We start from the raw sequence: 20,541 nt of genomic DNA, 5'->3' as shown, positions 1-20,541 counted from the left end.
TTGGGTACATGGGAGGCCGCCGTGGAACTGGAACTGGTCGAGGAACGTCCCCACCGCTTCCGCATCGACCCGCACGGGCCGATGCGGGTGCCCGGAAGGGTGTTCGCGTCCCGGGCGTTGCTGAGGGACGCCGAGCAGTCCCTCGAACAGGTCGCCAACGTGGCCACGCTGCCGGGCATCGTCAGCGCCTCCTACGCCATGCCGGACATCCACTGGGGCTACGGCTTCCCGATCGGCGGGGTGGCCGCGACCGACGTGGACGCCGGCGGTGTCGTCTCGCCGGGCGGGGTCGGCTTCGACATCTCCTGCGGGGTGCGGCTGCTGGCCGCCGACTCCGAGGAGCGGGAGCTGGAGCCGCTGCTGCCGACGATCATGGACGGCCTGGACCGGTCGATTCCGCGGGGCGCGGGCCCCGGCGGGGTATGGCGGCTGACCGGCCCCGGACAGCTGGAACGGATCCTCCGGGGCGGCTCCCGTTACGCCGTGGAGGAGGGATACGGCGAGGAACGCGACCTGACGCGGTGCGAGGACGGCGGGGCGGTCGCCGACGCCGATGTCGGTGAAGTCGGCGGGCGGGCACGGGAGCGGGGGCTGGGTCAGGTGGGCAGCCTGGGGTCCGCCAATCACTTCCTGGAAGTGCAGCGGGTCGACGAGGTGTACGACGAGACGGCCGCCGCCGCGTTCGGGATCGCCGTCGACCGGCTGTGCGTGATGATCCACTGCGGTTCACGTGGCCTCGGCCACCAGATCTGCACCGATCACGTCCGCGCGATGGACGGCGCCATGTCCCGCTATGGCATCACCGTGCCCGACCGGCAACTCGCCTGCACCCCGGTCGACTCGCCCGAGGGGCAGGCCTATCTCGGGGCGATGGCCGCCGCGGCCAACTACGGCCGTGCCAACCGCCAGTTGCTGTCGGACGCGGCCCGCCGGGTCTTCCGCAGCGTCGCGGGCACCCGCCTCTCGCTGGTCTACGACGTGTCCCACAACCTCGCCAAGATCGAGACCCATACCGTGGCCGGAGCGCGACGCCGACTGTGCGTGCACCGCAAGGGCGCCACCCGCGCCTTCCCGCCCGGGCACCCCGACCTTCCGCAGGACCTGCGCGACGTGGGCCAGCCGGTGCTGATCCCCGGAACCATGGGCACCGCCTCGTACGTCCTGGCCGGCGTTCCGGGCGGTGACGCGTTCTCCTCCACCTGCCACGGCGCGGGAAGGGTGCTCAGCCGGCACCGGGCCGCGCGTGCGGTCAGCGGGCAGGAGCTGCGGGCTCGGCTGGAGGCGGCGGGCATCGCGGTGCGCCCCCGGTCGTTGCGCGCTCTGTCGGAGGAGGCGCCGGAGGCGTACAAGGACGTGAGCGAGGTCGTGGCGGTAAGCGAGGCCGCGGGACTGTGCCGCGTGGTCGCCCGGCTGGTCCCGCTGGGTGTGGTGAAGGGCTGAGGCGTCGAGTGCCCCCCTCAGACGTCTCACACGTCGACGGTCACCGCGCACGACCAGCCGTAGGGGTCCGGCCCGATGTGCAGCCCGTGCCACGAGACGCCCTTGGGCACCGCACCGATGATCTCCACGTCCGCCAGCTCGGCCAGCGCGAGGCGCACGTCGAGGCCGTCGTCGGCCGGGCCCGCCTCCACGTCGACGGTCACCCTGCCGTGCACCTCGAGACGGTAGACGACCTCTTCCAGAAGCGCGGTCAGCAAATCGTCGTCGCCGCTCTCCTCCAGCCGGACACGCTCCACGGACGTGGGCCGCACCCCGCTGAGGTCGGCGAAGCACTCCACGGTCCCCAGCACCGCCTCCGCCAGACAACGTTCCCGGCTCGCCCCCCACGCCTCGACGCGTACGTCGGCCGTATGCGGGACCGCCCGGTGACCGCTTCCGCCCTCGCGCCGCAGCCGGATGTCGTCGTCAGTGTCACCGACCATGGCCCACCTCCTGACCGATCCGACCGATCCGACCGCTCGCCGGGCCGACGATGCCCCCTCGGGTACCCGTGACCGGCCAGGTCATACGGCATCGGGTGGCGCCGCGAGGCCGATCGCGGATCCGGATGATCGAGGCCCCGCGCACCGGGTACGCGGGAAGCGGGATCGGACAGGAAGAAGGCGACGGCGATGATCTCCCAGTCGGTCTTGGTGCCCGTCGACGGTGAGGCGCTCGCGGGCGATGTCGTGGTACCGGTGGCGGCCCGGGCGGTGGTCCTGTTCGCCCACGGCAGCGGCAGCTCCCGGCACAGCCCCCGCAACCGGATGGTCGCCGAACAGCTGCGCACCGCCGGACTGGGCACCGTACTGATGGATCTGCTCACCGAGCGGGAAGAGCGCGAGGACGAGTGGACCGCCGAGTACCGCTTCGACATCCCCCTTCTGGGGAGCCGTCTGGCGGTCGTGATCGACTGGCTGGCGGCCCAACCCGGCACCAAGGAGCTTCCCGTGGCCCTGTTCGGCGCCAGCACCGGCGCGGCGGCAGCGCTGGTGGCGGCGGCGGAGCGCCCGGAGCGGGTCCTGACCGTGGTGTCGCGGGGCGGTCGGCCCGATCTGGCAGGGGAGGCCCTGCACCGCGTACGCGCCCCGGTCCTCCTGATCGTCGGCAGCCAGGACACGGAGGTGCTGCGCTTGAACCAGGAGGCGGCCCGGCTGCTGACGGTCCCGCATGAGCTACACCTGGTACCTGGGGCGACCCACCTGTTCGAGGAGCCCGGTGCGCTGGAGGAGGTCGCCGACGCGGCCAGGACGTGGTGCGAGGAGCGCCTCGCGCCCCTGACCGCGACCGACGATTGACCGCTGCGAACGATTCCTCGACGGACGATTCCGCGACGGACGGGTTGTCCGTGCGACGGACCGGGTCGGCCACGCGATGGACGGACTGACCGCGGCGGACGACTGATCCGACCCACGGCCACGCGGTGTGCCCGTATGCCGCCCCCCGCCCCCTCTCCCTACCCGCCCCCACCCGACACCCCATCGGACCCGTGCGGGGACCTCGGTCGGCCGCATGCCGTGCGCCGTGTGGGCGAACTCCCGGCCCTGACTGCCACCGCCATCAGCTGACGCACGGCCATGTTCGTTTCGCGCCGCTCACTGGCGCTCCACGCCCCCTCCAAGGAGAGGCCCCATGCCCCGACTCCCGTACCTGCCCGGTGTGGCCGTGGTCACCGCCGCGCTCACCGTGCTCGCCGCGGCTCCCGCGACCGGCGGCGACCCGACCGTGTCCCGTCCACGTATCGTCGCCCACTTTGACTTTGCCAAGGGCCAGACACCGGAGAACATCGCGCTCGAGCCCGACGGCTCCGCCGACCTGACGTTCGCGTACGCCCGTCAGGTCGCCCACGTCACCAAGGACGGACACAAGCGGATCCGGGCGACCCTGCCCGCCGAGGCGAACCCGGACACACCTGTCGTCGGCGACGACATCGTCCTCGGGATCGCCCGTGCTTAGGACGGCACGCTCTACGTCACCTACGCCACCGGGACCAGCAAGACCGGTGTCTGGCGTATCGACGCTCCAAGCCCCGCCAGATCGCCGAGCTGCCGGCGGACGGGCTGCCCAACGCCATCGCCCTCGACGAGCGCCGGGGCGTGCTCTACGTCGCCGACTCGGTGCTGGGTACCGTCTGGCGAGTGCCCAAGGAGGGCGGCGAGCCGACGGCGTGGGCCACGGGCACCGAACTCGATCCCGTCCCCGCCTCGGAGGGCGGCTTCGGCGTCGGCGTGAACGGCCTCAAGATCCACGACGGCGCCGTATGGGTGTCCAACACGGACCGGAGTTCGCTGCTGCGTATCCCCGTACGCGGGAACGGCTCGGCGGGTCCGATCCAGACCAGGGCGACGGGCCTCACCGGCATCGACGACTTCGCCTTCACCGGACGCGGGGACACCGTCCTCGCCGCCCTGATCATGAGCAATCAAGTAGCCCTGGTACGCCCGAACGGCAGCCACTCCGCCGTCCTCACACGGCAGGACGGGCTGTCCAACCCCACCTCCGTGGCCGTGCGCCACGAGACCGTCTACGTGCCCAGCGCAGCCTACTTCACCATGAACGACCCGAACCTGCTCCTCGCCCACCTCCACCAGCACCACGACCACTAGCCGACAGGCGCCGTCTCCTATATACCCCCTGTGGGTATCAAGCAAGCGCGCCGGGATCGCTTGACTAGATACCCTAGGGGGGTATGGTTGGAGCTGCTTGGAGGACAAGAGGGCTTTCGATCCCGAGGAGACGGCCATGAACACCGGGCTGAAGATCACCGCGTTCGCCGCAGCGCTGGCCGCGACGTTCGGCACCGCCTACGGCGTGGGCAAGGCCGTCGAGCCCGCCGGCGCGGACGTCAAGGACGTCGCGGAGAGCGGGTCCGCGCGCCACGACAGCCACGACGAGGCGTCACCGGAACCCGAGGCGGGCGGCGGCAACGCGGAGCAGCGCGAAACCCCAGCGGCCGGCGGGCTGCAGATCTCCGAGGACGGCTACACCCTCGACCTCGGAACCCCGACCGTGACCGCCGGGCAACGCACCGACCTGCGCTTCGTCATCCGGGACGAGAACGGCCGCGCCGTCACCGCGTACCAGCGCGAGCACGACAAGGAACTCCACCTCATCCTCGCCTCACGCGACCTGGTGACCTACCGCCACCTGCACCCCACCCGCGCCGCCGACGGCACATGGAGCACCTCCGTCGACCTGCCCAGGGCCGGCGGCTATCGGGTGTTCGCCGACTTCACCCCGGCGGCCAAGGGCGCCGAGAACCTCGTACTCGGCGCGGACCTGGCGGCCTCCGGCCCGTACAAGCCGGAGAAGCTCCCGGCGCTGAACGGCACCGCACGGACCGACGGCTACGAGGTCGAACTGGACGGAGGCCTGCGCCCGGGCGCGGCGAGCGAACTGAAACTGAAGGTCTCCCGTGACGGCAGCCCCGTTACCGACCTCCAGCCCTACCTGGGCGCCTACGGCCACCTCGTCGCCCTCCGCTCCGGCGACCTCGCCTACCTCCACGTCCACCCGGGCGGCGAACCCGGCGACGGCAAGACCGCCCCCGGCCCGATCATCTCCTTCACGGCCACCGCACCCAGCACCGGCACCTACCGCCTCTTCCTCGACTTCAAGCACGAAGGAAAGGTCCACACGGCGGCGTTCACGGTCCGGGTAGGAAAGGCGACGGCGTCGGAGGCGCCGGAAGAGCCCTCGGCGGATCACTCGCACTGAGCGCCCTGTCCCGTCGGCAGACGGAACCGCTTGGATGTCGTCATGACCGACGCCCATGAGCACTTGATGCGGGCCAATGAGGCCAACTGGGACGCCCGTACGCCTGTTCATCTCGCGAGCCGGTTCTACGGGCTCGACGAAGACCTCGACCCGGCACGGTGGTTCGCGTCCTGGGAGTGGGAGGACCTGGGGGAGCTGGCCGGCCGGGACGTGGTGCACCTTCAGTGTCACCTCGGCACCGAGACGCTGGCCTTCGCGCAGCGTGGGGCGCGGGCCACCGGGCTCGACTTCTCCGAGGCGTCCGTGGCGGCCGCCGCAGATCTCGCGGCGAAGGCGGGGCTGGACGTCGGCTACGTACGGGCGAACGTGTACGACGCCGTCGAGGCCCTGGGGGAGGGGCGGTTCGACGTGGTGTACACGGGCAAGGGCGCCCTGTGCTATCTGCCCGACCTGGATCGCTGGGCAGCGGTCGCCGCCCGACTCCTGCGGCCCGGCGGGCGGTTGTACCTCGCGGAGTTCCATCCGCTGCTCAACTCCCTGGGCCCCAAGCCCGCACCGGAGGCCGGTCCCGAACTCCTTCTCCGCAACGACTACTTGGGCGGCCGGGGCCCGGTGCACCGCGACGCGACGTACACCTACACCGACGGGCCCGCCGTCGAGGGTGCCACCGACAGCTACGAGTGGATGCACGGCCTGGACGAGGTGATCAACGCGCTCATCGGCGCCGGACTGAGCATCCGGCGCCTGCGCGAGAGCGACGAACTGCCCTGGCCGCGCTGGCCCCGGATGACCCGCACCCCGTCCGGCTGGTGGCGTCTGCCGGAGCCCAGGATCCCCCTGCTCTACGGGCTCCTCGCGAGCCGCTGAGCAGAGCCCTACGCGTTCACGACCGGCGGGCGGCGCTCGCCCACCCGCGTCGCCTGTTCGAAGGCGTGCCCGGCCTTCAGGACCGACCAGTCCTGGCGGTGCCGTCCGACCAACTGCAGCCCCACCGGCAGGCCCTGCGGGGTGAAGCCGGCCGGGACGGAGAGCGCGGGGCAGCCCGTGGTGGAGATCAGGTAGGCCGAGCGCATCCAGTCGAGATAGGTCTCCATGGGGGTGCCGTCCACGACCGTCGGATACGTCAGGCCGATGTCGAACGGCGCGACCTGGCTGACCGGCAGTAACAGCAGGTCGTACCGCTCGAAGAACTCACGGACCCGGTGGAAGAGCGCCCCGTGCAGCATCTGCGCCCGCCCCAGGTCGGGTCCGGCGAGCTTGCGGCCCTGCTCGATGTTCCACACCACGTCCGGGGCCATCCGGTGGCGGTGCTCGTCCAGCAGCGCCCCGTAGGAGAGTTCCACCTGCCAGGCGCGCTGGGCGAGGAACACCTCGTCCGCGCCCGACAGGTCCGGGCAGGCCTCCTCGACCTCGCAGCCCAGCGCGGAGAACACCTCGACCGCCGGCGCCAGCGCGTCCCGTACCTCCGGGTCGACGGGCACGGCTCCGCCGAGGTCGGGTGACCAGGCGACCCTCAACCCCCGGATGTCACCGCTGAGTTGCCACACGAAGGTGGAACCGGGCCGCTCCAGGGACCGTGGATCGCGCGGGTCGGGACCGGCCAGCACCGACAGGGCCAGGGTGACGTCCGCGACGGTCCGGGCCATCGGCCCCTTCACCGACAGCTGACCCCATGGCGCCTTGTCCGGCCAGGACGGCACGCGCCCGGGGGAGGGGCGCAGGCCGACGACGTTGTTGAAGGAGGCCGGGTTGCGCAGCGAGCCCCCGGTGTCGCTGCCGTCGGCGAGGGCCTGCATCCCGCACGCGAGGGCCGCCCCCGCGCCGCCGCTGCTGCCGCCCGCGCTGCGGGAGAGGTCGTACGGGTTGCGGGTGGCCCCGAAGACGGGGTTGACGGTGTGCGAACCCAGGCCGAGTTCGGGGACGTTGGTCTTGCCGATGGTGATCGCCCCGGCGTCCCGCAGGCGCTGGACGACCAGGTGGTCGCGGTCGGGGACGTGGTCGGCGAAGATCGGCGAGCCGTACGTCGTGCGGATGCCCGCCGTGTCGTGCAGGTCCTTGTGTGCCACGGGCAGCCCGTGCAGCGGGCCGACCGGCTGTCCGGCCGCCATCCGCTCGTCGGCGTCGGCCGCCTGCTCCAGCGCTTGGTCGGCGACGAGGGTCACGATGGCGTTCACCGTCGGGTTGACGCGCTCGATCCGCTCCAGATGGGCGGTCACGACCTCGCGTGCGGACACCTCGCGGCGCGCGAGCGCGGCGGAGAGTTCGAAGGCGGTCCGGAAGCACAGGTCGTCCGTTGGGTTCACGTCGTCCGTGGGGTTCACGGGGTGCTTCGGGCTGCGGTCGAGGTCGACGGATTGGTCGACGGAGCGGTCGACGGAGTGGTTCACGAGGTGGTTCACGCCCCTCCCAGGGAGTCCTTGAGCTGGACGACGGCGAGCACTCCGAAGAGGACGAAGGAGCCGCCCAGCAGGACGTTCGAGGTGATTCCATTGCGGCACGCCGGGTCCACGCCCCGGCGGTTGAGCAGAACGAGCAGCGCGCCGGACAGCAGCGGCAGGATCAGTGAGCCGACGGCGGCGTAGGTCAGCACCAGGGACACCGGCCGGCCCAGGAAGGTGACGACGACCGAGGTGACGGCGCAGTAGAGGACGAAGAGGCGGAACGGACGGCTGTTCTGGGCGATGTGGCGCTCCGCCTCGGCGTCCGGTATGCCGCGCAATGCCCGCACGGAGTCGGCGAGCATGTAGCACAGCCCGTTGAAGCCGCCGACGAGCGCGCTCAGCGTCACCAGGAAGAACGTTCCCAGGAACAGCACCCGGGCCACGGACCCCAGATCGGCGCCGAGCGGATCGGCGAGCGCCGCCAGCCCCTCGCTGCCGGTGATGCTCCCGCCGGTGCCGTACAGCAGCCCCGTACCCACCACCGTCGTGCACAGCACGAACAGGAACGTGACGCCGTAACTCACCGCCGAGTCCGTCCGCATGAGGCGCAGCCGGCTCCGGTCCGCCCAGCCCTTCTCCCGCACCCAGTAGCTGTACGAGGCGATCCCGGCCGTACCGCCCACCCCGCCGATCAGCGCGAGCACCGTCACGATGTCGCCCTCCGGCAGCCGCGGGCGGAGCGTGCCGAGCAGCCCCGGCGGATCGTCGGCGGTGGCGAGCGTGGCCACCGCCAGCACGGCCATGCCGAGGAACTTGGCGAGCATGAAGACGCTCATCACCCGCTCGAACAGGGCGTACCGCCCGACATACACGATCGCGGCCGCCGCCAGCGCGATCACCACGGCCACCGGCCTGACCGGCAGTACGGGGAACAGCGTGGACAGCGCCAGGGACGCCACCGAACTCAGTGCCGCCCCGTAGAGCAGCCCGATGACCAGCACGAACAAGATGAACACGAGCGGCAGCCAGCGGGCGGCCGACTTCAGACTCATGATCACGGTCTGCCCGGTGGCCATGTACAGACGGCCCACCGCCTCGGTGAGCGCGTACTTGAGGACGACACCGATGACGATCGCCCACATGAGCGCCATCCCGTACCCGGCCGCGCCCGCGAGCGACGTCACCATGTCACCCGCGCCCACACTCGCGGCGGCCAGCACAAGCCCGGGGCCGAGGAGCGCGAGCCGCCCGCGCCGGCCGGTGGCGGGCCCGGATCGCGTGGTGTCGGCGGAGCCGGTCGCCGGGGAGCGTGGGGGACTTCCAGGAGTCGCGGTCACGTCAACCATCTCCGTACATCGGGGAGTTACGGGAGTCATGGGTTCGTGCGGCGTGTACGGCCCCCTGGGGATGGAGGGGCCGTACGGCGGCGAGACCGGGTGGGTGCGGGCGGGGCGTGTGGTTGTTGCACGGCAGGCTGGGCCAAGGTGACGGAAGGGAACAAGAACTCCTGCGGGAATGACGGAATCCGCCATAGGTTGGGTCCGATGGACGCACCGCAGAACGGCCCCGTGGCGGATTTACTGGACCGCCGTATCATCAGCGCGCTGCAGATCGACGGCCGTGCCTCATGGCATCGCATCGCGGCGGCGCTCGACGAGCCCGAACGCACCGTCGTCCGCCGCGGCACCCGCCTGCTGGAGTCGGGGCTGGTACGGATCGGGGCCATGGCGGTACGCGGGCGCAGCACGGTGGTCGGCGTGCGCTGCGCACCGGGCCGGGCCCGGGTGGCCGCGACGGCACTGGCCCGCCGCCCCGACTGCGTCTTCGCGCATGTCCTCACCGGCGCCCCGGACTGCGTCGCGGAACTGCTCTGCCCCCGCGAACGCCTTGCGGGCCTCGTCATGGACGAACTGTCCGGGCTGCCCGGCGTGGTGGAGACCCTGACCCTCCCGGTGCTGCGGCACGTCCGCACGATCCGCGAGTGGCACGCCGGCCTGCTCACCGACTCCGAGATCGCGGCCCTGCGGGAGGGTGCCCGCCCCGGGTTCCCGTCCACCGCCGATCCCATACCGTTCACCGATCCGGCCACCGAACTCGCCCGCGCAGACCGCCTGTTGCTGCACGCCCTCGCCGAGGACGGACGCCGCACCTACGACGAACTCGCGCGCGTCGCGGGCGTGTCGGAAGCCACCGCGAGACGACGTCTGACCACCCTGCGCCGCACGGGCCGGGTCCGCATCCGCGCCGTGATCGAACCGGCCGTGCTCGGCCTGCCGGTGGAAGCCGTCCTCCGGGTGCGCACACCCCCGGCCAAGGTGGAGACCGTGACCGCGGCCCTCGCCCAGTCCGCCCACGTCCGCTACGCCAGCTTTGTCACCGGCGAACGCCAACTCCTGACCCTGACCGCGTTCCCCGACGAAGCCACCCTCCACACCTTCGTCACCCGCTCCCCTTGGCTCCACGACGTCGAGTCGATGGACGTCTCCCTGGTCCTCACCACCCTGAAACGCGGCGGCATGCTCGCCCCCTGGCTACGGGACTGACCCCGTTTCCGTTGGGGAGGGTTACCGCATGACCCACGTAGAGGACGAGCTGAACAGCCAGCCCGAGTGCTGGACCCGAGTCGCCGCCGAGGCAGTGGCCCACGCGAAGGTCCTCCCGGCGCCGGGGGAGCGCGTGGCTCTCGTCGGCTGCGGGACGTCGTACTTCATGGCGCACGCCGCCGCCGTGCTGCGTGAGCGGGCCGGGCAGGGCGAGACGGACGCCTTCGCGGCCTCGGAGTTCCCCCATGGCCGCGCGTACGACCGTGTCGTCGCCCTCAGCCGCTCCGGCACCACCACCGAGGTGCTCGACCTGCTGGGCGCGCTCCGGGGCCGTACGCCTACGACCGCGATCACCGCCGACCCGGACACGCCCGTGATGGCGGTCGCCGACGACGTGGTCGTGCTGGATTACGCCGATGAGCGGTCCGTCGTGCAGACCCGTTTCGCCACCACCGCCCTCACCCTCCTGCGCGCCCACCTCGGGCTGCACACCGACCGGGCCGTGGCCGACGCGCGCACCGCGCTGAGCGCACCCCTGCCCGAAGGGCTCGTCGACTGCGCCCAGTTCACCTTCCTCGGCCGGGGCTGGACCGTGGGCCTCGCGCACGAGGCGGCGCTCAAGATGCGCGAGGCCGCGCTGGCGTGGAGCGAGGCGTACCCGGCGATGGAGTACCGGCATGGCCCGATCAGCGTCACCACCCGGTCCACGGCGACCTGGATGCTCGGCGAGGCACCCGAGGGGCTTGCCGAACAGGTGCGGGAGACCGGCGGGTTGTGGGTCACCGGCGGGCTCGACCCGCTCGCCGAACTCGTCCGCGCCCAGCGGCTCGCCGTCGCCCTGGCCGCCGCCCGGGGCCTCGACCCCGACCGGCCCCGCCACCTCACCCGCTCGGTGATCCTCGACGCGAACCCCCGCTGAACCAGGAGGAGTCGTGCCCCTCACGACAACCGGTGAACTGATCACCGGGGCGGCCGCGGCACACACCGCGGTGGCCGCGTTCAACGTGATCACCCTGGAGCACGTCGAGGCCGTCATCGAGGGCGCCGAGTCCGTCGACGCGCCCGTCGTCGTCCAAGTGAGCGAGAACGCGGTCAAGTTCCGTGGCGGGGACCTGCTCCCGCTGGCCCGCGCCGCCACCGCGGTCGCCGAGCGTGCGACCGTGCCCGTCGCGCTCCACCTCGACCACATCCAGAGCGACGACCTGCTGCGCCGGGCCCCCGACGCCGGGTTCAGCTCCGTGATGTACGACGCGTCGCGTCTGCCGTACGCGGAGAACCTCGGCGCCACCCGCGCCGCCGTGGAGTGGGCGCATGCCCAAGGGCTGTGGATCGAGGCTGAGTTGGGGCAAGTAGGGGGCAAGAATGGTGTCCCGCCGCTCGACGCGCACGCGCCCGGCGCCCATACCGACCCCGACGAGGCGCGCGCCTTCGTGGCCGATTCCGGCGTGGACGCGCTCGCCGTGGCCATCGGCAGCGCACACGCGATGACCACCCGGACCGCCGCCCTCGACCACGCGCTGCTGAAGCGGCTGACCGCCGCGCTGGACGTCCCCCTCGTCCTGCACGGCTCCTCCGGAGTCCCGGACGACGAACTGCGGACGGCCGTCGCGGGCGGCATCTCCAAGGTCAACATCGGAACCGCGCTCAACATCGCGCTGACCGGCGCGATCCGGGAGTACCTCGCCGCCCACGCCGAGGTGGTCGACCCGCGCACGTACCTCACGGTGGGCCGGGCGGCGATGGCGGAGACGGTGGGGCGGCTCATCGGTGTCCTGCGCGGGGAGTGTGACGCTCGTCACTGATAGTTTTCCGTCATGCGGGAGACGGAGATCCACCTCGGTGAGCCGCCTGTCGTCGTGGGCATCGGGGTCGGCGTGCACGGTGTGGCCGGGCGGACGGATGTGCTCCGGCTGCCGGAGCTGTGGCAGCTGCACCTCTACCAGTACGAGGCCGAACTGACCGTCGACGGCACGGCACACACCATCCGCCCCGGCCGCGTCAGCCTCGTGCCGCCCGGCACCACGGTCCGCTACCGCTACCGGGGCCGCTCGGAACACCTCTTCGCCCATCTGCGCATCACCCCGGCCGGACCGCCCCGCACGATCCCCGTGATGCAGGACGCGGGCCCCGAACTCCCGCTGCTCACCGGCCTGTTGCTCCAGGCAGTGGCCGCCGCCCCGAGCGAGCCCGACCGCACCCGGGCCGAGATCTGGACCACCCTGTGGCGCGTCGCCCACCTGACCCCGCCCGCCGCCGCGGACCCCGGCCCGCACCCGGCGGTCACCACCGCCATCGCCCACGTCGAGGCGCACCTCGCCGCCCCCCTCACCGTCCCGGAGGTGGCGCAGGCGGCCGGTGTCTCGCACAACCACCTGACCCGCCTGTTCCGTACCGAGACCGGCGGCACGGTGGTCGGCTACATCCGCCGCCGAAGACTCGAACGCGCCCACCATCTGCTGCGCGCCACGACCCTCTCCATCCCCGCCGTCGCCGCGTCCGTCGGCATCGTGGACCTCCACGCCTTCAACAAGGCCTGCCGCCGGGAACTGGGCGCCTCACCCCGGGCCCTGCGCGGCAACGGTTCCTGACCGCGCGGGCTATTTCCCGACGCCGCGCCCGACCGCCCTGAGAACCACGAACTTGGCGTCGCTCGCGATGAGTTCACTGTTGCCGAAGAGCCGCCGCAGCTTCACGTGATAGCCCAGGTGCCGGTTCCCGATCACCCACAGCTCACCACCCGGCCGCAGCGCCCGCCGCGCCCCGGTGAACATCCGCCAGGCCGTGGCGTCGGTCGTCGCCTGGTGCGAGTGGAACGGCGGGTTGTTGAGGACGAGATCGACGCTCCCCGGCGCGAACCCCTCCAGCCCGTCACCGACCACGAACTCCGCCTTGCCGTCGGCGTTCGCCCGGTACGTCGCCTCCGCCGAGGCCACCGCCTGGTACGACTCGTCGACGAACACCACCTCGGCGTCCGGATCGGCCACCGCGACCGCCGTACCGACCACCCCGTTGCCGCACCCCAGATCCACGACCCGCCGCCCGCCGGTACGGCCGTACGGCAGCTGCCCGAGGAAGAACCGGGTGCCGATGTCGAGCCGGTCGGCACAGAACACACCCGCGTGGTTGACGACGGTGCGCCCGGCCAACTCGCCGAGGTCACCGGGCAGTTCATAGGTGTACGGCCATGGATCGGCGCCCCGCGCCCGGATGGTCTCCGCGTCCGGGGTACAGAAGATCAGCCGTGCCTTCTGCTCGGCGAGCGAGGTGCGGGTCGGGCCGAGGATCCGCTCGAAGAGCTTCAGCGTCGAGGTGTGGATCTCCTTGACCATCCCGGTGCCGACGACGACGGTCCCCTCGTGCACGGCGGGCGCGAGCCGGTGCAACTGGTCCTCCAGCAGCGCGAGGCTCTTGGGGGTCCGCACGAGGAGTACGTCGATGCGGTCCGGCGGCGTGTCCTGGGTGGTGAGCAGCCGTACCGCGTCCGCCTCGATCCCGTTGCGCGCCAGGTTCGCCCGTGTCGCCTCCCGGCTGAGGAACGAGTCGGTGATCTGCGTCGGCCGGTGCCTGGCGAGCGCCGTGGTCAGCGCGCCCCAGCGGTCACCCACGACCACAACCGTCCCGTCGGGCGGCGTCCCGCTCCCGGCGAGGTGCCGCAGCAGATACGCGTCGGACGCGTCCCAGGCACGCAGCGGGTCACGGGGGTCCTCGGGAAAGCGGGCCAGGGTGTACTCGCCCCAGGGCGCGGTCATACGGTCGCTCATCGTGTGCCCAGGCTAAGCGATCCCGGGCAGCCACTTCCCCGGCCCCGCTCGCCGAGCCGCAGCTCACGCCCTTTCCCCGAGTGACCACGCGCGATGATGGACCTATGGAGGCTGAGCTGTTCCCCCGCGCCCGTACGGAGATCGCGCCCAGCGCGGTCCACGTCCCGGACTGGCTGGACACGGAGCACCAGCGGCGGCTCCTGGACGCCTGCCGATGGGGGTCCCCCCGGTCGAGCGAAGTCGAGACTGGGGGAGGGCCCGACCACCCGCGGGCCTTCGCACGGTCCGCACCCCCGGCGGCGGCACGATGACCTCCCGCCAGGTCTGCCTGGGCTGGCACTGGTACCCGTACGGCTATGCCCGCACGGTCGTCGACGGCGACGGCGCACCCGTGAAGCCGTTCCCGGAGTGGCTGGGCGAGCTGGGCCGACGTGCGGTGCGGGACACACTGGGTGAACCGGAGGCGGCGTACGACATCGCCCTGATCAACTTCTACGACGCCGACGCCCGCATGGGCATGCACCGCGACAGCGACGAGAAGTCGGGTGCGCCGGTGGTGTCCCTGAGCCTCGGCGACACGTGCGTCTTCCGCTTCGGCAACACCGAGTCGCGGGCCCGGCCGTACACGGATGTGGAACTGCGCAGCGGTGATCTGTTCGTGTTCGGCGGGACGTCCTGGTCGGCGTACCACGGCGTGCCGCGGGTCCACGCGGGCACGGCGCCGCCCGCGTTGGGCCTGGCCGGGCGGTTGAACCTCACCCTGCGGGTGAGCGGATTCGGCGGTGGCTGACCTCGAACCCGACCGGGTTCGAGCCCGAGCGGATCATGGGAGACTCCCCCTCATGGACGGCAAGGCGGCCCCCAAGGCGGGCGAAGGGACAGCTTCGACGACGCGTACCCGGCTGGACCGGGGGAGGGGCGCGCTCGGTCCGGCGCTCGAACTCGTGCACACCGGGCGGGCACCGACCAGGGCCGTACTGACCGCGGAGCTGGGCGTCACCCGGGCCACCGCGGGCGCCGTCGCCGCCGAGCTGGAGGCGCTGGGGCTGATCCGGGTCGACGCGCACCCGGGTGCCGCCGCCGGATCCCAGGGCCGGCCCTCGCACCGGCTGGAGGTCGCCGAGGACGGACCCGTCGCACTCGCCGCGCAGGTGCACGCCGATGGATGGCGGGCCGCGCTGGTCGGGCTCGGTGGTCGGATCGTCGCCACCACGCCCGCCTGCGAGATCGTCGACGCCGACCCGGCGAAGGTGCTCGGCTCGGTCGTCGACGCGGGCGCCGACCTGCTGCACGAGACCGGGCGGCGCTGCGTGGGCGCGGGACTCGCCGTACCGTCGGCGGTCGCCGAACCGGCGGGGCTGGCGCTCAACCCGCTGCACCTGGCCTGGCCCGCCGGGGCGCCCGTGCGGGACATCTTCGCCGAGCGGGTCAGGGCGGCCGGCATCGAGGGACCCGCCTTCGCGGCCAACGACGTCAACCTCGCGGCGCTCGCCGAACACCGGCACGGCGCCGGGCGCGGGGCCCGCGACCTGCTGTGCGTGGCCACCGGGCACCGGGGCGTCGGCGGTGCGCTGGTCCTCGACGGCCGTCTGCACACGGGCAGTTCGGGCCTGGCGCTCGAAGTCGGTCACCTCACCGTCAACCCCGAGGGCCGCCCCTGCCACTGCGGCAGCCGTGGCTGTCTGGACGTCGAGGCCGACCCGCTGGCCTTCCTCACCGCGGCCGACCGTGACCCGGGCCCCGAGGACTCACTGCTCAAGCAGGCCGACGATCTGATCCGCACCCAGTACGCCGACCCGTCCGTCCGCACCGCCACCGAGACCCTGATCGACCGCCTCGGCCTCGGCCTCGCCGGCCTGGTCAACATCCTCAACCCCGACCGCATCATCCTCGGCGGCATGCACCGCGCCCTCCTCGACGCCGACCCCGACCGGCTGCGGGCGGTCGTCGCCGACCGGAGCCTGTGGGGGCAGAGCGGGGTCGTACCGATCCTGGCCTGCACGCTGGACCACAACAGCCTGGTGGGCGCGGCCGAGCTGGCATGGCAGCCCGTTATCGACGACCCTCTGGCCGCGCTGGCCTGAGCATGATCGTCCGGGACACCACGAACGTCACCGGAATCGCCGCCGCGGACGCGATGAGCGGAGCGAACCGGTTGCCGGCGTGCAGAACGTCGACGATCACATACACGCCTGCCGTCGTGATCACGAAGTTGGTGGCATTGGTGAGCGGGAACAGCAGGAATTTCCGCCAGGTCGGGCGCGTGCGATAGGTGAATCGCGCGTTCAGGAAAAAGGACCCGATCATGCTCAGGGTGAAGGCCAGAATGTGTGCGGCGAGATAGGGAAGCCAAATGAGCAACAGCAGGTAAAGAGCGTAATAGGTCATGGTGTTGACGACACCGACCAAGGCGAAGGTGAGGATCTGGCCCGATATTCGGCGTTCCGGTGCCGGCCGGGCCTCGGGGGGTGCCTCCGTGTCCATCGCTGTGTGTGCTGCTGTGTGCATCAGCGAATCAGGTCCTTGTTCGTGCTGCACGGAGTGCGGCCTTCCGTCTCTTCCGCCCGCTCCACGTTGGTCGCCTTCACCAGGAAGTGCGGGCGCCCCTTCACCTCGTAGTAGATCCGGCCGGTGTACTCCCCGATCACCCCGAGCATGATCATCTGCACTCCGGCGAAGGCGGTGACGGCCGTGATGATGGTGACATAGCCGGGCGTCTCCACGCCGTTCACAAGTGCGGCGCCCACGATCCACGCGGTGTAGAGCCCCGCGCACACCAGCAGGCACATCCCGAGATAGAGGGCGGCGCGCAGCGGCCTGTTGTTGAAGGAGAGCAGCCCGTCGAGCCCGTAGTTGAGCAGGGACTTGAAGCTCCAGGAACTGCGGCCGTGTTCGCGTACGGCGTTCTCGTACTCGAAGGTCGTGGCCGGGAAACCCACCCAGGCGAACAGGCCCTTGGAGAAGCGGTTGTACTCGGTGAGGTCCAGGACCGCGTCCACCACGCGCCGGGACAGCATCCGGAAGTCGCCCACGCCGTCGACGAGTTCCACGTCGACGAGACGGTTGACGAACCGGTAGTACAGCCGGGCCGTGGCGGTGCGCAGGAAGCCGTCGCCGGTCCTCGTACGGCGGGCGATGACCTGGTCGTAGCCCTGTTCGCGCAGCTGGACCATGCGGGAGATCAGCTCGGGCGGGTGCTGGAGGTCGGCGTCCATGACCACCACGGCGTCCCCGGAGGCGTGCCGCAGGCCCGCGAGCAGGGCGGCCTCCTTGCCGAAGTTGCGGCTGAAGGAGACGTACCGCACGCGCGCGTCGAGCTCGGCCAGCTGCCGCAGGACGGTGAGCGTCCGGTCGCGGCTGCCGTCGTCGACGTACACGAACTCCATGTCGTGGCCGAGCGGAAGGAGTTCCTCCGCGACCTTCTGGACCTTGTCGTGGAAGCGGGCGAGAACGGCTTCTTCGTTGTAGCAGGGTGCGACGATCGAGATGAGCATGGTGTTCCCCCAGGGGTGCGGGTCAGACGGCGTCAGTCATGCGCTCGCGCGTGGTCGGGTGAGAGTCGAGGGGCGGCGGGGCGGTTTCGTCCGGTGTCCTTCGACGGCGGGCTGCGCCCACCGCGCCGATCAGGAGCGCGGCGGTGAGCGAGACGGCCCCGACCGCCGTGCCCAGGCGCAGTCCGGGCGGATGGAACGTGCAGGTCACAGTGGTCGCGGAGCCGTACAGGGGTACGGCGGTCAGCCCGTAGTACTCCTTGGCGGGTACGGCGGGAGCGTTGTCGGTGGCACAGCGCCAGCCGGCGATCCGGGGCGTCGCGATGACCGCGATGCCCGTGCTGCGCTTCGGGAATTCGGCCCGGACGGTGCCGTCGGACACGCGCACCCGCTCGGCGCCGGTTTCCCTGAGCTCCGCGACGGCGCCGCGCAGCCGGGCGGTGTCCAGGCAGCCGATCGCGCCGTCCGGGATCAGGCTCGTCTTGTTCGGCGACAGGTCGATCCGGAACCGTCCGGAGGCGGGCACCGTGCCCATCCGCTGCATCGGAGCGATCTTGGTCACGGGCTGGTCGGACCGGAACCGTCCGGTCAGTCCGTCGGCGGAGGCGCCGGCCAGCCGCGCGGTACCCGAGAAGTGCGGCGCCCACAGATACAGCTCGGCGCCCGCCGGGCAGCTGCCCGTGATCGTCGGCTTTTGCTTGGCCGTCGCGCGGGGCAGAGCGCCCACGCGCAGGCCCGGCCGTTCGTCGTCGCTGGGGGAGGGTGGCTTTCCGGCCGCGGTGCGCACGGTGAACTCGGGCACGGTGTATACGCGCGTGCCCAGCAGCAGTTCCTGGTTGCGGTACGGCGAGGGCCCGAAGTCGGCGACGCCCGTACGGCCGGGGAAGCCGCTGTCGGTGGGCCGTACCGTCACCAGCGGCGGCACGTCCTGCCGGGTCACGGTCACTCCGCCGCCGTCCTGCGGGAACCAGTTCTGGTGCGGGTCCGGCGGGGAGCGCACCCGGGCGCCGACCGAGAAGATCGCGTCCGTGACGGCGTTGTCGAGGCTCTGCACATTCCGGCCGCGCGAGGTCCAGCCGCCGCCGAGGGCGGTCATCGTACGGCTGAGGACGTCGGAGGTGAGGCTGCTGTAGTACTGGGCGCCCTGCCCGCCCACCAGCAGCGGATCGTTGCCGACGGTCTGCTCCCGGCCCGGATCGGTCCGGTACCGGGGCCACCCGTCGGCCCCGGCGATCGCCTCCGCCTGCTCCCGCTGCCGCGCACCCCAGGGCGCGTAGTCGTCCATGTGGCCGAGCCGCAAGCGGGTGTCGACGGCGGCGGTGGCGGCGGCTTCGCCGAACTGCGTGCACATGAGCAGGACCATGGCGAGGGCGGCCAGCGGCCTGCTGTCCCGCCGCTTGGGCCGCAGCAGTGCGAGCCCGAGCAGCGCGCCCACGGCCGCGAGCAGGGCGAGCGGGAGGCTGACGGACTTCAGCGTCCGCTCGCTGGTGCTCGCGACGGCGATGACCAGTGCCAGCAGCGCACCCGCCGCGCCCAGCGCGCGCAGGTCGGGAAGGCCGTACGACAGCGCGTGCCAGGCGGCGATCACCAGCAGCGCGCAGAGCACGAAGGTCTGGCGGTACGAGCTGCCCTGCGGGGTGGCGAACGCGTGCCAGAGCAGATGCGTAGGGCCCCACTGCATCGACAGCGCGACCCCGAGCACCAGCAGCGTCCACCCGGCCCGCACCCGCACCGGGACCGCTCGATGGAAGGGCAGGGCGAGCGCGAGCAGCAGCGCCGTGGTGCCCACGAACACGGCCGGCGTACCGAAGCTGTACGTCGTCGGCAGCAGCCTCGCCAGCAGGTCCTCGGTGGGGACGGGCACGAACTGCCGGACCCGGCCCGGATAGGCGTGCCGGGTGCCGAAGTACACGACCGTCACCAGCGGCGCGGCGAGTCCGATACCGAGGACGACGGTCACCAGGGCGCGGCCCGCAGCCCGCAGCCGCTGCCTGCGCGAGAGGTCATCGAGCCACAGCCGGAGCAGCAGCACCAGACCGGCGGCGAGGGTCGCCATGTACGCCGTGTAGAAGTTGGCGATCCAGGCGAGCGCCACGACCACCACCCCGAGGACCGGGCGCCGCCCCCGTATCGCCCATTCGCCGACCAGGCACAGCAACGGCAGGGCGACCAGACCGTCGAGCCACATCGGGTTGTAGACGGAGTCCGCCAGCGTCCAGCCGCACAGCGCGTACGACGCGCCCAGCAGCCCCGCGGCCCACCACTGCCCCGGGCGCAGTCGGAACAGCAGCCAGGCCATGGAGCCGGCGGCCGACGCCACCTTCAGCAGGGTGATCACATACACGGCGAGGTCGATCTCGTCGCGCGGGAACAGCGCCACGAACAGGGCGAACGGGCTGCTGACGTACGTACCGAGGTCCGGCAGGAAGCTGGAGCCGAACCCCGACTGCCAGTTGACGAACAGTCCGCCGTCGGCCCTGCCGTGCAGCAGGTCCCACAGGTGGGCGTGGAACGGCACGTACTGGTTGCCCAGGTCGTTGACGGCGCGCGTGCGCGGCCCGAAGGGGTAGCTGCGGGCGATGACATCGGCGGCGCAGAGCACGGTGACGGTGAGCACCGCCGCGAGCAGGGCGGCTTTGCTCTGTGGTCGCAGCGGTCGCAACTCCGCCGGGGAACGGGTTGTCGGCTTCACAGCCTGTCCCTGTCCGCTCGGCATACCGAGTTCCTGTGGGCAATCCCACAATCCTCGTTGGAACGGCTCATTCGGGAAGGACCCCCTGAGAATTCGGGGGCTGTCACTCCCCGCGCATCATCGATTCGCCGAATTAGAGGCTTAGGGCTCGATGAAGGTTGTGCCGACCTCGAAAAATAAAAGCCATAATCCCGAATACGGCGGGGGTTGTACCGTGGGTAATTGCAATCAGGGGGATATTGACTGTCGTGCAGATGGACGGAAGGTTAACTCCCGCATCGTCGACTACGCGGCTGCCTGGCGGCGAGGTCTGGCGACCAACTCGCCGCTGCAGTTGGGGCAGACGTCCCACATGGCAGCGCTGCACGGCACACAGAAGGTGCACTCGTACGAGCAGATGCGGGCCGGGGCGTCGGCCGGCAGGGTCGCCGTCTCGCAGCGCTCGCAGCGGTCGCGCATTTCCAGTGCCATGGGCGG

General features: G+C 71.7%; 17 protein-coding genes and 2 pseudogenes. 11 read left to right on the top strand and 8 right to left on the bottom strand.

Features of this window, described 5'->3' with window-relative positions; genetic code table 11:
• Entirely contained in the window at positions 1 to 1,440 is a 1,440-nt protein-coding gene (locus F3T56_RS02040; RefSeq protein WP_281291794.1) for an RtcB family protein, read from the top strand.
• Positions 1,441 to 1,466: 26 nt separating this feature from the next.
• Here the strand turns inward: F3T56_RS02040 and F3T56_RS02035 are convergent, their stop codons facing one another.
• Positions 1,467 to 1,922 (bottom strand): archease, encoded by a 456-nt coding sequence (locus F3T56_RS02035; protein ID WP_149822915.1) that lies wholly within the window; start codon positions 1,920 to 1,922, stop codon positions 1,467 to 1,469.
• 189 nt (positions 1,923 to 2,111) lie between these two features.
• On the opposite strand from F3T56_RS02035, the gene F3T56_RS02030 reads away from it, so the two are divergent.
• The 4 genes and pseudogenes from F3T56_RS02030 to F3T56_RS02015 all read left to right on the top strand — a co-directional run bounded on the left by F3T56_RS02030 (position 2,112) and on the right by F3T56_RS02015 (position 6,063).
• A complete protein-coding gene (locus tag F3T56_RS02030; RefSeq protein WP_149822914.1) occupies positions 2,112 to 2,777 on the top strand; it encodes a dienelactone hydrolase family protein in 666 nt (221 codons plus the stop codon).
• A gap of 334 nt (positions 2,778 to 3,111) precedes the next feature.
• Positions 3,112 to 4,085, top strand: a pseudogene (locus F3T56_RS02025) (SMP-30/gluconolactonase/LRE family protein).
• A gap of 136 nt (positions 4,086 to 4,221) precedes the next feature.
• Complete coding sequence (locus F3T56_RS02020; RefSeq protein ID WP_149822913.1) at positions 4,222 to 5,196, top strand: hypothetical protein; 975 nt, start codon at positions 4,222 to 4,224, stop codon at positions 5,194 to 5,196.
• Positions 5,197 to 5,238: 42 nt separating this feature from the next.
• Entirely contained in the window at positions 5,239 to 6,063 is an 825-nt protein-coding gene (locus tag F3T56_RS02015) for a class I SAM-dependent methyltransferase (RefSeq protein ID WP_149822912.1), read from the top strand.
• An 8-nt stretch (positions 6,064 to 6,071) separates the two neighbouring features.
• Here F3T56_RS02015 and F3T56_RS02010 read toward each other — a convergent pair whose 3' ends face one another.
• The gene (locus F3T56_RS02010; protein WP_425473533.1) at positions 6,072 to 7,595 is read right to left on the bottom strand and encodes an amidase; all 1,524 of its coding nucleotides are present in this window, start codon (positions 7,593 to 7,595) and stop codon (positions 6,072 to 6,074) included.
• Complete coding sequence (locus F3T56_RS02005) at positions 7,592 to 8,923, bottom strand: Nramp family divalent metal transporter (RefSeq protein WP_149822911.1); 1,332 nt, start codon at positions 8,921 to 8,923, stop codon at positions 7,592 to 7,594. The genes F3T56_RS02010 and F3T56_RS02005 overlap by 4 nt, the downstream gene beginning before the upstream one ends.
• 198 nt (positions 8,924 to 9,121) lie before the next feature.
• On the opposite strand from F3T56_RS02005, the gene F3T56_RS02000 reads away from it, so the two are divergent.
• The 4 genes from F3T56_RS02000 to F3T56_RS01985 are packed head-to-tail and all read left to right on the top strand — an operon-like array spanning position 9,122 to position 12,708.
• Positions 9,122 to 10,120, top strand: coding sequence for an Lrp/AsnC family transcriptional regulator (locus tag F3T56_RS02000; RefSeq protein ID WP_149822910.1), 999 nt, complete (start codon positions 9,122 to 9,124; stop codon positions 10,118 to 10,120).
• Between the two features lie 28 nt (positions 10,121 to 10,148).
• Positions 10,149 to 11,039 (top strand): SIS domain-containing protein, encoded by an 891-nt coding sequence (locus F3T56_RS01995; RefSeq protein WP_149822909.1) that lies wholly within the window; start codon positions 10,149 to 10,151, stop codon positions 11,037 to 11,039.
• A gap of 13 nt (positions 11,040 to 11,052) precedes the next feature.
• Positions 11,053 to 11,922, top strand: coding sequence for a class II fructose-bisphosphate aldolase (locus F3T56_RS01990; RefSeq protein WP_149822908.1), 870 nt, complete (start codon positions 11,053 to 11,055; stop codon positions 11,920 to 11,922).
• A gap of 12 nt (positions 11,923 to 11,934) precedes the next feature.
• Positions 11,935 to 12,708, top strand: coding sequence for an AraC family transcriptional regulator (locus F3T56_RS01985; protein WP_149822907.1), 774 nt, complete (start codon positions 11,935 to 11,937; stop codon positions 12,706 to 12,708).
• Between the two features lie 9 nt (positions 12,709 to 12,717).
• Here the strand turns inward: F3T56_RS01985 and F3T56_RS01980 are convergent, their stop codons facing one another.
• Positions 12,718 to 13,881, bottom strand: a complete 1,164-nt coding sequence (locus tag F3T56_RS01980) for a methyltransferase (RefSeq protein ID WP_172638775.1) — start codon at positions 13,879 to 13,881, stop codon at positions 12,718 to 12,720.
• 104 nt (positions 13,882 to 13,985) lie between these two features.
• On the opposite strand from F3T56_RS01980, the pseudogene F3T56_RS01975 reads away from it, so the two are divergent.
• Together F3T56_RS01975 and F3T56_RS01970 are read left to right on the top strand one after the other, a co-directional pair.
• A pseudogene (locus F3T56_RS01975) lies at positions 13,986 to 14,671 on the top strand (alpha-ketoglutarate-dependent dioxygenase AlkB family protein).
• 52 nt (positions 14,672 to 14,723) lie between these two features.
• The gene (locus F3T56_RS01970) at positions 14,724 to 15,965 is read left to right on the top strand and encodes an ROK family protein (protein WP_149822906.1); all 1,242 of its coding nucleotides are present in this window, start codon (positions 14,724 to 14,726) and stop codon (positions 15,963 to 15,965) included.
• Here F3T56_RS01970 and F3T56_RS01965 read toward each other — a convergent pair.
• The 4 genes from F3T56_RS01965 to F3T56_RS01950 form a co-directional block, all read right to left on the bottom strand.
• Entirely contained in the window at positions 15,934 to 16,365 is a 432-nt protein-coding gene (locus F3T56_RS01965) for a GtrA family protein (RefSeq protein ID WP_149823176.1), read from the bottom strand. The two genes, F3T56_RS01970 and F3T56_RS01965, sit on opposite strands and share 32 nt — an antisense overlap.
• Before the next feature lie 23 nt (positions 16,366 to 16,388).
• Entirely contained in the window at positions 16,389 to 17,375 is a 987-nt protein-coding gene (locus tag F3T56_RS01960; protein WP_149822905.1) for a glycosyltransferase family 2 protein, read from the bottom strand.
• A 22-nt stretch (positions 17,376 to 17,397) separates the two neighbouring features.
• Positions 17,398 to 20,088 (bottom strand): YfhO family protein, encoded by a 2,691-nt coding sequence (locus F3T56_RS01955; RefSeq protein WP_149822904.1) that lies wholly within the window; start codon positions 20,086 to 20,088, stop codon positions 17,398 to 17,400.
• 261 nt (positions 20,089 to 20,349) lie between these two features.
• Entirely contained in the window at positions 20,350 to 20,535 is a 186-nt protein-coding gene (locus tag F3T56_RS01950) for a DUF1272 domain-containing protein (RefSeq protein ID WP_149822903.1), read from the bottom strand.
• Between the last annotated feature and the right edge of the window lie 6 nt (positions 20,536 to 20,541).

This window comes from Streptomyces tailanensis (assembly GCF_008386495.1).
GTDB lineage: Bacteria > Actinomycetota > Actinomycetes > Streptomycetales > Streptomycetaceae > Streptomyces > Streptomyces tailanensis.
This window is presented reverse-complemented; position numbering and strand designations above follow the sequence as displayed.